Below are 14,745 nucleotides of genomic sequence, written 5' to 3' on the forward strand. Positions count from 1 at the left end.
ACGGCGAAGGGGGCATGCGGAGGTGATCAGACGAGGCGCGGTGGATAGCCGTGAGAACCCGAAGTGAATGCCCAAGGGTTCACGATCAGTTCGAACTTGATGACGCGATGACCGTTTTCCCTGCGGGTGGCGACTTGGGCGAAACCCTGCCCACAGATCCAGGTGATCGCCTCGACTATTTCAGCCTTGGTCCACCCGAAGTTCGGCGCCCCCACTTCAACATCGGCCTTCAGACAGCTCAGCGTATGCAGTCCGGCTTGGCGTGCGCTACCGCACAGGGAGTCCAGCAGTCGTAGCCCACGTTGCGCGACCTCCGGCACCGGCTTCGGCGGAAACACCGTTGCAAGCCAGCACGCTCCGAAGAATTCCGCGATTGTCACAGCTCGGGCCATCGTGTCGGGCGATACCGCACCGTCATATCGCTCGAACACGTGCATGCAGCCAGCGATCCGGCGAGCGTTAGCGGCTAGACGAACGGCAAACACGATCGCATCCCTTGGTGACAGCGCGGCGCTCGCCATGAATCGGAAATGCTCCTGAGCTTGCCGCAGGATCTGCTCGGCATCCGGCTCCAACTTGATATCCGGAAGCTGACCAACCGACATCTCCTTGAGCTTGAGCCGTCCGCTCGCGATCAGCTCAACGATACGGTGATCGTAGTCCAGCAGAGCGAATTCCGGTTGCTGCTCGCCGGCCCCCTCAATGGCAAGTTCATCGGTCTCCATCATGAGAAGCCGGAACAGGTACCCCGAAGCCATGGCGCTTTGACCATACTTGTCTAGCCAATCGCGGTTTGCGTCGTCTTGCACGTTGACGCAAGTGACTAAGATTGCGCTGTCCGGCGCGTGCTCGGCGAGATCCTCATCGTCGTCATCCGCGCGATCGAACGGCGGCATAGTACTGTCGTACAGGTCACTCAGATCCTGAAACGAGCGACTGAGCGGACCTGCAAGATGGCCACGCCCTTCCGGCATGCTGAGCAGCGACAGAACCGAACCCGCACGGATCTTGCGCAGCAAAGTTGGGGGTAGCACGTTATCAAACCGTCGTCCCTTCTTCCAGCCCTTTATCGCTTCGCCGACAGGTGCATTGAACCGGACGTGTGCCTCAGACTTGCCGCTCAAACGTGCGCCGGCAAACCGGATATGCAAGCTGAGCGGCATCGATCGGCCGTTGCGATCACGGATGCGGAAATTGCTGGATACCGCGTACGATACGTTGCCAAGCAGATTGGCAAGCGCGGCTCCATACCCTGCCCCGCGAATAGAGTGACATTCGCATGCCGCGCGGTACAGGCCTGGCGTCAGGGCATTGATAGCTTGCGGTAACGAAGGCGGGCAATAGCCTGCCGGCAGACAGCTCGTAGGCTGTAACCGCGGGCCGAAATTTGGCGAGGGCATAAGGCCCCCGCCGTTCGGATAGACGGGGGGAGTCATCAGGCGGTCACCGTGTCCTTCGCGCCCACTTGCGGCGCACCTGCAGACTCGTCATCACTGGCCTCAGTGTCCTTGCTCGGCACCGGCTCGCCACAACGCTTTGCTTCGGCAGCCAGCAATTCCTCGAACATCGGGTTGCTGATCGACACACTGAGGTCGACCAACGTCTTGATGATCGCGGTTTTGGAAACACCCGCGACTAGCTGATCACGGATGTCCGGATACAGTGCCGCGAATAATTCCGCGCGCTCGCGGTCGCGCTTGACTTTCGGCGATTCAAGTTCGCGCACAGCACGCTTGATCGCCTCGAGGTCTGGCCTTGCGTTTTCGGACGTGGTGACTTTAGCCATGCTCGCCTCCTTGCGCCGGTACGTCGACCCGGTCACCGAGATGCTTAACCCCTTGCATCTGGCCGACGAGCGCCGTGATATTGCTCAGCAAAACAAGCTGAACCGTGTGTTGGCGTTCCAAGCTTTGGCGTTGGTCGAGAAGCAACGCCTCGACATAGCCTGTGAGCTGCCCGACCTGATCGGTGACGATTTCGCGAATGGGCCAGTCGATAATCAAGTGGCCGTCATCATCGCGAGTACGGATCTCCATCAACAGGGCTTTGCAGTCGGAGACCTGACGCATGACGTAGGCCAGCGCCGTGGTTTGATCATTAAAATTCTTGCTTACTGCACCTTGCAATGCGTAGATCCGGTCATCGAGCTTACCCCTCGTATCGAGCACCGCATCGATGATGATTTTCCGACTATGGCTATCAAGGCTCGCGGGCTCAGCATGTCTATTGAGTCGCTGCAACATAAGTTCATAACGCAGCCCGGCCGCCACTTCCATCGAACAGCCAAGCAGATCACTGATATCAGACACCGTGTATTCGAGGTGACCCTGCGTAATGTTGAACGCCATCTGGACGGCCCGTAAGAGGACCGCCTGTTCCTCAGACATTTTCACGAAAGTCATGCTGCCTCCTTTGCGATGTTACGGGCGGCTGCACGAGCCTCAATCCACTCGTTAACTTCGGATTCGAGAAATCCCACCGTGCGCGCAGTTAGCTGGATCTTGCGAACGAACGTCGGATCCTTCATGAGCACGTAGAGCGACGCGCGTGAAATTCCAATGCGCTTGACGAGATCCTTGACCCGCAGAATGCGTGCGTGACCGGATGCTTGGATAGTTGCGCCAGCAAGATTCGGCGGAGTAGCCACCGATACATCACCAGCGCTATCCGCCGCTTTGACCTGCGCAACAAACGTGGCGGCATTCGGCATGTTGGGCAGTCGCGCAGACACGCCTTGGACGTTTGCCAGGTTTTTCAGTCGCGTGAGGAACACGGCTGCGTCAGCCGTAGTCGGCGCATTTGCCTTACGCTCTACCGCATTGACCAAACTTTCGATCAACTCTGCGATACAGCTATCGGGCGACGAAGGCCCCTGCTGCTTCGGAACTGCTTGCTTTATATTTGGCATAATTTTCTCCATCGCGATTTGAAGAACGGGGCTGCCTAACCTCGTTCTCTGTGGCCCAGCTTGCGCCAGGATTGCGATGAAGATCCGATCGGAAATACACTTCCGACCAAGCGAAATTTTGACCTCCGCTGTCTGCCTTGATCCACCTACGTTTGAGGAGATCCGAGTCGGAACCACTCAGAAGAAGTCGGAGTCATTTTTTTCTAGTCACTAGCAGACGGTCTATCTGCTTTTCTTTGGCAAACGCAGCCTTCTTGACGTGGTCAGTAACAGTATGTCTGCTGACCTTGTATTTCTCGGCTGTTTTCTTCGTATGGTCTGGCATGCCAGAATTCTTTAACTTATAGTAATACTCAACAAGCTCTACTTTTTCTGCAGGAGTGAGGCGAGGCTTCCCGACCTTGCTTTCGCTCTTCGCCGACGTTTCACCAAACTCAAGCAGCTCGACATGTGAACCGTCCCGATCAAGAGACGGACCATTCGCTGATTCGCTGAGAGTAAAACCTCGCTCCTCAAGATAGCTTTTCGCGTGGCGCCGAGAAATTAAGCAGCCCAGCCCCGGATGCAGACGCTTAAGCGCGATTCCAGTCGTATCGAAGATACGTACTAAGCCTTCGTCGCAAGCATCCTGCAAAGCAGTCCAGTGTGCGTCAACATAGGGGGCCTGTCGCGTACGCCGAAGCTTAACTTCACTAGGAGTAAACACGTTGGGCTCCCAATTCCTACCATCTGCGACTCTTCGGTAAGCGTCCAAAAATTCAATCCGCCTAACTTCAGATACAGGCCACCTTAGACTCGGCAAGTCATCAAGCACGCTCCGTAACCACACGATCTCCTCCGGCATCAATTTCTGCGGAAGATGCAATTCAAAAACAGTCGGCTCAGGTAGATCAAGCTGCGATTGGGCAAGCAGGGAAGGCGCGGGCGAGTCCTTGCCAAACAAGTCGGCCTGCTGCGGTTCTTGTCCAGAGCTCACCGCAGTCGCATGCAGAATCTTTCCAGCAATACATGCCATTGCCCTTGCGCCGTTTGTCGGCACCGGCAGAAAAGCTCCAGCAATCGCATGGATCAAGTCCCGGCAGTCAATCGGATCGCCATCGGGCAGCTCAACAACGGTGGCAGCGTGCATCCATCCTCCCCAGAGCGTGTGTTCGAACACCTAGTACATCGGCCGAACCTTCGCGATCTTGAGCCTGCCGCGAAGTCCAGACGTAGAGGATCGCCGACCGGTTCTTCGCGCGAGGAATGGAATAAAGGTATGTAGAGGGAAACAGCCAGAATTTTCCCACAACGAATTTCCGTATATTTTCCGTACGAAGCTGATACGGAGGAAGGAAAAATCGCTGGAAGGCTTGCTAGATATGGTGCGCCCGGTAGGAATTGAACCTACAACCCCTGCCTTCGGAGGGCAGTACTCTATCCATTGAGCTACGGGCGCTTCAACACGAAAGCGCCACGAACGCGGCGCCAAAGCGAGACCGAGAGGATACCCGGTTTCCCGCACCCCGTCCACCGAAGGCCCCGAACAGCCCGCGCCATCGCTCCGCGCCAACCCGCCGCCCGGCAACGCCGATACGGGTAAACGCCCGCTGAAGACCACCCGCCGCCGCTCGCCGTCGCCGAAACTCTGCGTCTATAATCGTCCGTGGCTAAATAAAGAATAAGGTCGTTGCCGTCACGCTGTACCGCTCACAATACCCACGGGAGACGAGACAAGCATGAGCGAAGCACCCAATAATCACGAAGCCCCGATCAAAACGCCAGGGCAGTTAATTGCTGCGATCGTCGCCAGTTTCGCTATTCCGATCGTCATTATCGTCCTGCTCGCGGTCTACGCCGATAACTGGACCCGCACGGGCGCCGGCACCGACAGTCTCTCCGACGCCGAAGTCAGCGCCCGCATCGCGCCGCTCGCCCAGGTCGACATTCGCGACGCCAACGCGCCGCGCGTCTACAAAACCGGCGAGGAAGTCTACAAGGCGGTCTGCTCGGCCTGTCACGCCACCGGGGCGGCAGGCGCACCGAAATTCACCAATTCCGCCGACTGGGCGCCGCGCATCGCGCAGGGCTTCGACACGCTCTGGCACACCGCGCTGACCGGCAAAGGCGCCATGCCCGCTCGCGGCGGCACCAGCCCGGACGACTACAGCGACTACGAGATCGCCCGCGCCGTCGTCTATATGGCGAACAATTCAGGAGCCAGTTTCGCCGAACCGCCGGTCCCGAGCGCAGCGCAAGCCGCTTCGGGCGCGGCGGCGGCAACGGCGGCCCCCGCGTCCGGCGCCGCCGCGGACGCAGGCGCGGCGGCCTCGCAGGCCGCCGCCGCGCTCGCCGCCATTGCCAGCGCGCCCGCAGCCGCCCCCGCCGGCGGCGCGCCGAGTGCCGACAACGCGCAAGCCGGCAAGGCGCTTTACGAGCAGGTCTGTCAGGCTTGTCACGCCGCCGGCGTGCTCAACGCGCCGAAGTTCGGCGACAAGACCGCCTGGGCGCCGCGCCTGAAGGATCCGATGGACGTCATCTACAACTACGCGCTGCACGGCAAGGGCGCGATGCCGCCCAAGGGCGGATCGAACGCATCGGACGCAGACGTGAAGGCCGCCGTGGATTACATGGTCGGCGCGGCAAAGTAAAACGGCGCTGCCTTACGCCGCACGCAGTAGCCGGAAAACAAAAATCCCTGCACCGTCGCGACCAGCACGGGCAGGGATTTTTGCTTTGGCGTCGGGCGTCGGGTGACGGGCGTCTGACTTCAAGGCTTCTGCAGCAACGCCTTCAAACTCGCCAACCGATCCTTCGGCGACATCGGCGCCTCTTCCGCCGTCGGCGGCGGCGCCTCATCCAGCCCCATCTCCGGAATGAACCGCGACGGTTCGCACACCACCGTCTCCCGCGCGCGCTTGCGTTTCTTGCACCAGTTCAGATGCAAACTGCGTTGCGCCCGCGTGATCGCCACGTACATCAGGCGGCGTTCTTCCTCGATACGCGCGTCGTCGATCGGCGCGTCGTCCGAGCCCCCGCGGTGCGGCATGATGCCTTCCTCGACGCCCACCAGAAACACGTGCGGATATTCGAGCCCCTTCGACGCGTGCACCGTCGAAAGCCGCACGGCATCGGGATCTTCCTCCTTACCTTCGAGCATCGACATCAGCGCGACCGTCTGGATCAGGCCGAGCAGGTTCTTGCCGGTATCCGCGAGACCGTCGGCGTTGTCGTAGCCGGTGGCTTCCGACCCCGCCGCCGGCTCCGGCTTGGTGCCCTTGCGCTTTAACCACTCGATAAACTCCAGCACGTTCTGCCATTTCGACTGCGCCTGGCGCTCGTCGAAGGCGTCGTACAGGTAGGCCTCGTAGTGGATCGCGTCCATCAGGTCGTTGAGCACCTCGGAGGCCGGATCCTTGTCCGCACGGTCCGTCAGGCGCTGCATGAAATCGCAGAAAGTGCGCAGCGGCTCGACCTGGCGCACGGACAGCCGCGCCTCGATGCCGCCCATATACACCGCCTCGAACAGCGACACCTTCGCCTGGCCCGCGAACGACCCCAGCGCCTCGAGCGTCGTGTTGCCCACTCCGCGCCGCGGCGTGGTGATGGCGCGGATAAACGCGGGATCGTCGTCGGCGTTGGCGATCAGGCGCAAATACGCGCAGATATCCTTGATCTCGGCCTTATCAAAAAACGACTGGCCACCCGACAGCACATACGGAATCCGCTCGCGCCGCAGCACCTGTTCGAAGATCCGCGCCTGAAAGTTGCCGCGATACAGAATCGCGTAATCGCGGAACTGCGCGCGCCGCTCGAACTTGTGCGCGGACAGCCGGAACACGACGGATTCCGCCTCGTGTTCTTCGTCGTTGCAACCGGTGACGGTGATCGTGTCGCCCATGCCGTGTTCGGACCACAGCTTCTTCTCGAACAGTTTCGGATTGTTGGCGATCACGTTGTTGGCGGCGGTCAGAATGCGCACCGTCGAGCGGTAGTTCTGCTCCAGCTTGATCAGATGCAGCTTCGGGAAATCCTTGCTGAGCTGGCCCAGATTCTCCAGCGTCGCGCCACGCCAGCCGTAAATGGCCTGATCGTCGTCGCCCACCGCCGTGAATGCGGCGCGCGGACCGGCCAGCAGCTTTACGAGTTCGTACTGGCACGCATTGGTGTCCTGATACTCGTCGATCAGCAGATAGCGCAGCTTGTTTTGCCAGCGCTCGCGCACCTGTTCGTTCCTCGCGAACAACTCGGCCGGCACGCGGATCAGATCGTCGAAATCCACTGCCTGATAGGCGTGCAGCGTGGCCACGTAGTTGCGAAAAACGATCGCAGCCTGATGTTCGTCCTCGTTCGACGCAATCCGCATCGCCTCTTCCGGCATGATCATGCCGTTTTTCCACAGCGAGATGATCGACTGGATCTTGCGGATGAAGCCCTTGTCCGTCGAGCCCACCTGCTCCTGGATCATGCCGAAGCAGTCGTCCGAATCCATGATCGAAAACTGCGGTTTCAGGCCGACGTGTTCCGCCTCCTGGCGCAGGATCTGCACCCCGAGCGAGTGGAACGTGCACACCGTCAACTGATTGACGGGCACCTTGCGGCCTTCCTTGCCGGGCGTCGTCAGCGTCTTGCCTTCGAGCAGCTTGCCGACGCGCTCGCGCATTTCCGCCGCCGCCTTGTTGGTAAAGGTCACGGCGGCGATGTGGCGCGGCTCGAAGCCTTTGACTTCGATCAGGTGGGCGATTTTTTGCGTGATGACGCGCGTCTTGCCGCTGCCCGCGCCGGCAAGCACGAGGCAGGGACCATCGAGATAGCGCACCGCTTCGTTCTGGGCGGGGTTCAGGCCTGCGGACATCGTCTGTGGATGGGTCTTACGGTTGAGGGGGGAACTGCGGCGGCTGGCCGGCTGAGCCGGTTCGCGCGAGAGGAGCGATGTTAACACGAAGCCCGGGTGGTCTTTGTGAGCGCCGGCCATGCCACAATTACAGGCCGCGCGCCGCCGCCGCGGTGGCAAAGCGGCGCGTCTTTTTCGCAGGAAACTCATATGTCTGCACCGCTGAAAACAGGATTGATGGGTTACGGTTTTGCCGGCGCGACCTTTCACGCCCCGGTGATCGAACACTGCGGCCGGGCCACGGTCGCGGCGATTGCCACCAGCAACGCCGGGAAGGCCCGCGCCGACTATCCGCGCGCCACCATCGTGGCCGATCTCGACGGCCTGCTCGCGCTCGACGAGCTTCAGTGCATCGTGATCGCAACGCCGAACGACACCCACTTCGACCTCGCCAGACGCACGCTCGAAGCCGGCAAACACGTGGTGGTCGACAAGCCGGTCACGCTGACCGCCACCGAGGCCCTCACGCTCGCCAATCTGGCGCTGGCGCGCGGCCTCACGTTCGCGCCATTTCACAACCGCCGTTGGGACGGCGATTTCCTCACCGTTCGCGATCTGCTGGCAAGCGGCGAACTGGGGCGCGTCACGCACTACGAATCGCACTTCGACCGTTTCCGTCCGGACGTGCGGCCGCGCTGGCGCGAGGAAGCGTCGCGCGGCGGCGGCCTGCTGTTCGACCTCGGACCGCATCTGATCGATCAGGCGCTGGCGCTGTTCGGCACGCCGGACACCGTGTCGGCCACCGTCAAGACGTATCGCGACGGCGACGGCGCGCCCGATTACGTGCATCTGCAACTCGGTTATGCGGGCCTCGAAGTCGTGCTGCACGCCAGCGTCCTCGCCGCGCTGGCGCCGCCGCGTTTCGCCATCGACGGCACGCGCGGCAGCTACGTCAAACGCGAACTGGACACCCAGGAAGACCAGTTGCGGGCCGGTCTGCGTCCGGGCGACGCGGGCTTTGCCGGCGGCAACGCAGCGGGCCTGCTGCGCGTGCTGGACGCGAACAATCAGGAAGCCGAGCGCGCCTTGCCCACCCGCGATGGCGACTATGCCGGCTTCTACCAGGCCCTCGCCGCGGCGATCCTCGACGGCCAACGTTTCCCGGTCAGCCCGCAGGATGCCGTCGACGTCATGACCATCATCGAACTGGCGGCGCAGAGCGAAGCGCAGGGCCGGCGTCTGCCGTTCGCGCGCATTCACTGAGATCGCCGCTCAAATCGCAGCTTACATGCCGGTAACTGTCGCCAACAGTTCCGAAAGGAACACCCCGTTACAATATATTGCAGATCTCAGGTCAGCGGGGAGCGGCGGCCAGCCGTTTCTACCCGGTATCGATCTGACCATCGACCAAAGCGACGAAGACAAAGGAGAGTAAGGTATGCAACGTTTCATCCGTGCGCTGGCTGGCTGCGCGCTGGTTTCTTCGCTGGCCGCTTGCGTGGTAACGCCGCCGCCCCCGCCGCCGGGACCGAATCCGCACGAAATCGCGGTTCAGCGTCTCAGACAGGTTGACGGCCGTGCGGATACCCTGAGCCGCCGTATCGATGCTCACGTCAACGCAGGCGCGTATCCGCCGCCGGAAGGTGGTGCACTGCATCACCGTCTCGACGAGATCCGCCGCGAAGCGCATGACATGTCCGCGCAGCATGGCGGCGGCCTGTCCGGCGACGAGCAGCGCGTGCTGAATCAGGAACTCGACGGCGCAGCTCACGCAATCGGCGAGTAAGCCTGCCGTCATTCGCGGGTAAAGCACCGGCGCGGGGAGCCATCCCCGCGCTTTTTTTTGGCGCGCGCCAGGCGCATCGCACCACCCCGCTTCCCTCTGAAGCCTCCATTTGACAAGCCTCCGGGCCTCGCGTACATTCGCCGCACGCGTCGGGAGAGCGCGCTGGCCGCAGATTTTTTGCAGGCCGCGCCGCCGAAGGGGCACACCCGCAAACTCTCAGGCAAAAGGACCGGCCGCGTCGAAGAACCCGTCTGATTCCGGCATGGTCCGGGCTTCTCAGGCAGCGGTTTTTCGCACTCTGGAGAGCGGCAGTAGCCATCGGTATCGACCATCATCGAGCCAGGCAGGCTGCCCACCGAAGGGGCGCGCGTTTCACCGTGACGGTCTGGCAAGACTTGCAAACCCGCACGGCAGCGCAATCTCTCAGGTATCGAGGACAGAGGGGTCATGCACGACGTCGCTCGCAGGCTTTTGGCCGCGAGGGATCGAGCCGCATGGCCTTTTTGTTATCCGTCGAGAATGCCCGAGGCCCCGATGACCGAACTCAAACACACCCCGCTTAACGCCGCCCATCGCGCGCTGAATGCCCGCATGGTCGATTTCGGCGGCTGGGACATGCCCGTCAACTACGGCTCGCAGATCGACGAACACCGCGCGGTGCGCACCGACGCCGGCATGTTCGACGTCTCGCATATGTGCGTCGTCGATTTCACCGGCGAGCGGGTACGCGCCTTTTTCGAGCATGCGCTCGCCAATAACGTCGGCAAGCTGCAAACGCCGGGCCGCGCGCTCTACACCTGCCTGCTGAACCCGCAAGGCGGCGTGATCGACGACCTGATCGTCTATTTCTTCTCCGAGACCCATTTCCGCACGGTGGTCAACGCCGCCACCGCGGAAAAAGACGTCGCCTGGTTCGGCAAGCTCAACGCCGAAGGCCAGTACGGCCTCACCATCACGCCGCGCCGCGATCTGGCGATCGTCGCCGTGCAAGGCCCGAATGCCCGCGACAAGGTCTGGCAAGTCGCGCCGTCCACCCGCACCTCCACCGAACTGCTGAAGCCGTTCAACGCGGCGATCATCGACAGCACGCCGTTCGGCGAACTGATGGTGGCGCGCACCGGCTATACCGGCGAAGACGGTTTTGAAATCGTCCTGCCGGCCACGTCCGTCTGCGAGTTCTGGGACGCGCTGGTGCGCCAAGGTGTCCGCCCCGCCGGTCTCGGCGCGCGCGACACGCTGCGCCTCGAAGCCGGCATGAACCTGTACGGCCAGGATATGGACGACAACGTCTCGCCGCTGGACGCCGGTCTCGCCTGGACCGTCGATCTGAATTCGCCGCGCGATTTCGTCGGCAAGGCCAGACTTGAAGCCGACGGTTGCCGGTCCGCGTTCGTCGGCCTGATCCTGCAAAAGGAAAACGGCAAGGCGGGCGGCGTGCTGCGCGCCCATCAGAAGGTCGTCACGCCGCACGGCGACGGCGAAATCACCAGCGGCACGTTCTCGCCCACCATGCAGGAATCCATCGCCTTCGCGCGCGTGCCGAAAGACGTGAAGCCCGGCGATATCGTCCACGTGCAGATCCGCGATAAAGCCCTTCCCGCAAGCGTGGTAAAACTGCCATTCGTGCGCAACGGCAAAGTGCTGGCCGTGTAGGCAGTCCGTCGCGCACGCGCCCCTCTTTCAAGTCAATTACCGAACCCCGTACAGGAGCATCCAATGAGCATCCCGGCCGATCTGAAATACACCGAATCGCACGAATGGGTCCGCACCGAAGCGGACGGCACGCTGACGGTCGGCATTACCGACCACGCGCAGGAAGCGCTCGGCGACATCGTCTTCTTCGAAGTCCAGGAACTGGGCAAGACCGTCAGCGCCGGCGACACCGTCGCGGTCATCGAATCCGTGAAGGCCGCTTCCGATATCTACGCGCCGGTCTCGGGCGAAATCATCGAAGCCAATACGGCCGTGGCCGACACGCCCGACTCCGTCAACAGCGCGCCGTATGAAAGCTGGCTGTTCAAGATCAAGCCGGCAGCGGGCGCGACGCAAGAACGCCTGATCGACGCCGACGCGTACACGAAGTCCATCGGCGCCTAAGTTTCAAAGCCAGCCTTTAAAACTCGCTCTAAACCGTAAGGTGCGGCATCCGACGAACGCGGATGGCCGCACCGCCAGGAACACCCCATGAAGCTCGAACACCCGGATCGTCTGATGAACCGCACTCCTCTCTCGCTTGCCGCGCTCGAAGTGCATGACGCCTTCGCCGAACGGCACATCGGCCCGGACTCGGCCGACCAGCAGGCGATGCTCGAAGCCCTCGGCTTCGCCTCGCGCGCCGCGCTGATCGACGCCGTGATTCCGCAGACGATCCGCCGCACCGAGGCGCTGCCGCTCGGCCCCTTCGGCCAACCGAAGAGTGAAGCCGAAGCGCTCGCCGCGCTGCGTGAACTGGCGGACAAGAACCAGGTGTTCCGCTCGTATATCGGGCAGGGCTATTACAACGCGCACACCCCCACGGTGATTCTGCGCAACGTGCTCGAAAATCCGGCGTGGTACACGGCTTACACGCCGTATCAGCCGGAAATCTCGCAAGGCCGTCTCGAAGCGCTGCTGAATTTCCAGCAGATGATCATCGACCTGACCGGCCTCGCCATCTCCAACGCGTCGCTGCTCGACGAATCCACCGCCGCCGCCGAAGCGATGACGCTGCTGCAGCGCGTGGGCAAACCGAAGTCGAACGTGTTCTACGTCGCCGACGACGTGCTGCCGCAAACCATCGAAGTGGTGAAGACACGCGCCACGCCGGTCGGCATCGAGGTGAAGGTCGGCCCCGCAGCGGATGCGGCGAACGCCAACGCCTTCGGCGTGCTGCTGCAATATCCGGGCGCGAACGGCGATGTGCGCGACTATCGCGCGCTCGCTGACGCCATCCACGCAGCGGGCGGCCACGTGGTCGTCGCCGCCGACCTGCTCGCGCTCACCGTGCTCACGCCGCCGGGCGAATGGGGCGCGGACGTGGCCGTCGGCAATACGCAGCGCTTCGGCGTGCCGGTCGGCTTCGGCGGTCCGCACGCGGCATACCTCGCCGTGCGCGACGAATTCAAGCGTCAGATGCCGGGCCGCCTGGTGGGCGTCACCGTCGACGCGCAAGGCAAGCCCGCGCTGCGTCTCGCGCTGCAAACGCGTGAACAGCACATCCGTCGCGAAAAAGCGACCTCGAACGTGTGTACCGCGCAGGCGCTGCTCGCCATCATGGCCAGCATGTACGCGGTGTATCACGGCCCGCATGGTCTGAAGACGATCGCCTTGCGCGTGAACCGCATCGCCGCGCTGCTCGCCGCGGGCGCGAAAAAGCTCGGCTACACGCTCGTCAACGAAACCTTCTTCGACACGCTGACATTCGACACCGGCGCCCGCACGCAAGCGCTGCACGACGCGGCAACCGCCCGGCGCATCAATCTGCGCCGCGTGAGCGAAACGCGCGTCGGCATTTCCATTGACGAAACCACCTCGCGCAACGATCTCGCCGACCTGCTGGCCGCGTTCGCGCAAGCGGCGTCCGCGAGCGACGTGCCGCAAATCGACGCGCTCGACGCCGAACTGCCCGGCGAAAGCGCCGTGCCGGCCGCGCTCCAACGTACCAGCGCGTACCTCACGCACCATGTGTTCAACCGCCATCATTCGGAGACGGAAATGCTGCGCTACCTGCGCAGTCTCTCTGATAAGGATCTGGCGCTCGACCGCTCGATGATTCCGCTTGGCTCCTGCACGATGAAGCTGAACGCGACCTCGGAAATGCTGCCGGTCACGTGGCCCGAGTTTGGTCAGATTCACCCGTTCGCGCCGGCTGAGCAGACCGTCGGCTACCGCGAAATGATCGATCAGCTCGAACAGATGCTGGTGGCGGCAACCGGTTACGCGGCGGTCTCGCTGCAACCGAACGCCGGCTCGCAAGGTGAATACGCCGGTCTGCTGATCATTCACGCGTATCACGCGTCGCGCGGCGAGGGGCATCGCAATGTCTGTCTGATTCCCGCTTCGGCGCACGGCACGAATCCGGCGTCGGCGCAGATGGCCGGCATGCAGGTGGTCGTGGTGGCGTGCGATGCGCAAGGCAACGTCGACATTGAAGACCTGAAGGCGAAGGCCGCGCAGCATGCGGACAAGCTCGCGGCAATCATGATCACGTATCCGTCGACGCACGGCGTGTTCGAAGCGAACGTGCGCGAAATCTGCGAGATCGTGCATGCGCATGGCGGCCAGGTCTATGTGGACGGCGCCAACATGAACGCGATGGTCGGCCTGTGCGCGCCGGGCCAGTTCGGAGGCGACGTCTCGCACCTGAATCTGCACAAGACGTTCTGCATTCCGCACGGCGGCGGCGGACCGGGTGTCGGTCCGGTGGCAGTCGGCGCGCACCTTGCGCAGTTCCTGCCCAATCAGACCTCGTCGGGCTACGAGCGCGCACCGCAAGGTATCGGCGCGGTTTCAGGCGCGCCCTACGGCTCCGCATCGATTCTTCCCATTTCGTGGATGTACATCGCGATGATGGGCGCGAAGAACCTCACCGCCGCCACCGAGACCGCGATCCTCAACGCCAACTACGTCGCCAACAAACTGGCGCCGCATTACCCGGTGCTGTATTCGGGCCCCGGTGGGCTGGTCGCGCACGAGTGCATTCTCGATCTGCGTCCGATCAAGGACTCGAGCGGCATCACCGTCGACGACGTCGCCAAGCGCCTCGCCGACTACGGCTTCCATGCGCCCACCATGAGCTTCCCGGTGCCGGGTACGCTGATGGTCGAGCCGACCGAATCGGAATCGAAGGAAGAACTCGATCGCTTCATCGAAGCCATGACGGCGATCCGCGAGGAAATCCGCGCCGTCGAGGAAGGCCGTCTGGATCGTGAAGACAATCCGCTGAAGCACGCGCCGCACACAGCGGCCGTGGTGATTGCGGATGACTGGAAGCACGCTTACCCGCGTGAAACCGCGGCGTACCCGCTGCCGTCGCTGATCGCGAAAAAGTACTGGCCGCCGGTTGGCCGTGCGGACAACGTGTATGGCGACCGCAATCTGTTCTGCTCGTGCGTGCCGATCGCGGATTACGAGTAAAGCCACTTTAGCGACTGTCCTGAACCACACGCCACCTTGAAGCGGCGTGTGGTCCTGTCGCTCGTGCCCGGGAACAGCTAACATCACACACCGAATCAGCCCAACGAAGGAGTTTTGCATGGT

The 14,745-nt window shown here is 62.4% G+C and carries 12 protein-coding genes, 1 tRNA gene and 2 riboswitches; of the genes, 6 read left to right on the forward strand and 7 right to left on the reverse strand.

The genetic code is table 11. The features are described 5' to 3' along the window. Nucleotides 1-26 precede the first annotated feature (26 nt). From FQ755_RS22860 to FQ755_RS22885, 6 genes are all read right to left on the reverse strand, one after another. Nucleotides 27-1,436, reverse strand: a complete 1,410-nt coding sequence (locus FQ755_RS22860) for a YfjI family protein (protein WP_260858803.1) — start codon at nucleotides 1,434-1,436, stop codon at nucleotides 27-29. Next, a complete protein-coding gene (locus FQ755_RS22865; RefSeq protein WP_144157299.1) occupies nucleotides 1,436-1,786 on the reverse strand; it encodes a hypothetical protein in 351 nt (116 codons plus the stop codon). The genes FQ755_RS22860 and FQ755_RS22865 overlap by 1 nt, the downstream gene beginning before the upstream one ends. Further along, a complete protein-coding gene (locus FQ755_RS22870) occupies nucleotides 1,779-2,402 on the reverse strand; it encodes a hypothetical protein (RefSeq protein WP_144157300.1) in 624 nt (207 codons plus the stop codon). Before FQ755_RS22870 ends, FQ755_RS22865 begins: the two co-directional genes overlap by 8 nt. After that, complete coding sequence (locus tag FQ755_RS38260) at nucleotides 2,399-2,908, reverse strand: helix-turn-helix transcriptional regulator (protein WP_260858804.1); 510 nt, start codon at nucleotides 2,906-2,908, stop codon at nucleotides 2,399-2,401. Before FQ755_RS38260 ends, FQ755_RS22870 begins: the two co-directional genes overlap by 4 nt. 193 nt (nucleotides 2,909-3,101) lie before the next feature. Then, entirely contained in the window at nucleotides 3,102-4,037 is a 936-nt protein-coding gene (locus FQ755_RS22880; protein ID WP_144157301.1) for a hypothetical protein, read from the reverse strand. A gap of 233 nt (nucleotides 4,038-4,270) precedes the next feature. After that, nucleotides 4,271-4,346, reverse strand: a tRNA-Arg gene (locus FQ755_RS22885). Between the two features lie 280 nt (nucleotides 4,347-4,626). Between FQ755_RS22885 and FQ755_RS22890 the strand changes: the two genes are divergently transcribed. Then, a complete protein-coding gene (locus FQ755_RS22890; protein ID WP_144157302.1) occupies nucleotides 4,627-5,538 on the forward strand; it encodes a c-type cytochrome in 912 nt (303 codons plus the stop codon). 119 nt (nucleotides 5,539-5,657) lie between these two features. On the opposite strand, the gene FQ755_RS22895 is transcribed toward FQ755_RS22890, so the two are convergent. Then, entirely contained in the window at nucleotides 5,658-7,742 is a 2,085-nt protein-coding gene (locus FQ755_RS22895; RefSeq protein ID WP_144157303.1) for a UvrD-helicase domain-containing protein, read from the reverse strand. Between the two features lie 189 nt (nucleotides 7,743-7,931). On the opposite strand from FQ755_RS22895, the gene FQ755_RS22900 reads away from it, so the two are divergent. The 5 genes from FQ755_RS22900 to gcvP all read left to right on the forward strand — a co-directional run bounded on the left by FQ755_RS22900 (nucleotide 7,932) and on the right by gcvP (nucleotide 14,622). Then, nucleotides 7,932-8,984 carry an oxidoreductase gene (locus tag FQ755_RS22900; RefSeq protein ID WP_144157304.1) on the forward strand — a complete coding sequence of 351 codons (1,053 nt, stop codon included), beginning with the start codon at nucleotides 7,932-7,934 and terminating at the stop codon, nucleotides 8,982-8,984. Nucleotides 8,985-9,159: 175 nt separating this feature from the next. Continuing rightward, nucleotides 9,160-9,507 (forward strand): hypothetical protein, encoded by a 348-nt coding sequence (locus FQ755_RS22905; RefSeq protein ID WP_144157305.1) that lies wholly within the window; start codon nucleotides 9,160-9,162, stop codon nucleotides 9,505-9,507. Between the two features lie 140 nt (nucleotides 9,508-9,647). Then, nucleotides 9,648-9,750: riboswitch (glycine riboswitch) on the forward strand. A 45-nt stretch (nucleotides 9,751-9,795) separates the two neighbouring features. After that, nucleotides 9,796-9,957: riboswitch (glycine riboswitch) on the forward strand. 84 nt (nucleotides 9,958-10,041) lie between these two features. Next, complete coding sequence (gcvT, locus tag FQ755_RS22910; RefSeq protein WP_144157306.1) at nucleotides 10,042-11,160, forward strand: glycine cleavage system aminomethyltransferase GcvT; 1,119 nt, start codon at nucleotides 10,042-10,044, stop codon at nucleotides 11,158-11,160. 63 nt (nucleotides 11,161-11,223) lie between these two features. Further along, nucleotides 11,224-11,604, forward strand: coding sequence for a glycine cleavage system protein GcvH (gcvH, locus tag FQ755_RS22915; protein WP_144157307.1), 381 nt, complete (start codon nucleotides 11,224-11,226; stop codon nucleotides 11,602-11,604). 87 nt (nucleotides 11,605-11,691) lie between these two features. After that, nucleotides 11,692-14,622 (forward strand): aminomethyl-transferring glycine dehydrogenase, encoded by a 2,931-nt coding sequence (gene gcvP, locus FQ755_RS22920; protein WP_144157308.1) that lies wholly within the window; start codon nucleotides 11,692-11,694, stop codon nucleotides 14,620-14,622. Nucleotides 14,623-14,745: the final 123 nt, after the last annotated feature.

This window comes from Paraburkholderia sp. BCC1885, assembly GCF_900996235.1.
Classification (GTDB): Bacteria; Pseudomonadota; Gammaproteobacteria; order Burkholderiales; family Burkholderiaceae; genus Paraburkholderia.

Coding starts and splice junctions, on each gene's coding strand:
- FQ755_RS22870 (WP_144157300.1), bottom strand. CDS start 2,402: ATGACTTTCGTGAAAATGTCTGAGGAACAGGCGGTCCTCTTACGGGCC.
- gcvT (WP_144157306.1), top strand. CDS start 10,042: ATGACCGAACTCAAACACACCCCGCTTAACGCCGCCCATCGCGCGCTG.
- FQ755_RS22865 (WP_144157299.1), bottom strand. CDS start 1,786: ATGGCTAAAGTCACCACGTCCGAAAACGCAAGGCCAGACCTCGAGGCG.
- gcvP (WP_144157308.1), top strand. CDS start 11,692: ATGAAGCTCGAACACCCGGATCGTCTGATGAACCGCACTCCTCTCTCG.
- FQ755_RS22905 (WP_144157305.1), top strand. CDS start 9,160: ATGCAACGTTTCATCCGTGCGCTGGCTGGCTGCGCGCTGGTTTCTTCG.
- FQ755_RS22890 (WP_144157302.1), top strand. CDS start 4,627: ATGAGCGAAGCACCCAATAATCACGAAGCCCCGATCAAAACGCCAGGG.
- gcvH (WP_144157307.1), top strand. CDS start 11,224: ATGAGCATCCCGGCCGATCTGAAATACACCGAATCGCACGAATGGGTC.
- FQ755_RS38260 (WP_260858804.1), bottom strand. CDS start 2,908: ATGCCAAATATAAAGCAAGCAGTTCCGAAGCAGCAGGGGCCTTCGTCG.
- FQ755_RS22880 (WP_144157301.1), bottom strand. CDS start 4,037: ATGCACGCTGCCACCGTTGTTGAGCTGCCCGATGGCGATCCGATTGAC.
- FQ755_RS22900 (WP_144157304.1), top strand. CDS start 7,932: ATGTCTGCACCGCTGAAAACAGGATTGATGGGTTACGGTTTTGCCGGC.
- FQ755_RS22860 (WP_260858803.1), bottom strand. CDS start 1,436: ATGACTCCCCCCGTCTATCCGAACGGCGGGGGCCTTATGCCCTCGCCA.
- FQ755_RS22895 (WP_144157303.1), bottom strand. CDS start 7,742: ATGTCCGCAGGCCTGAACCCCGCCCAGAACGAAGCGGTGCGCTATCTC.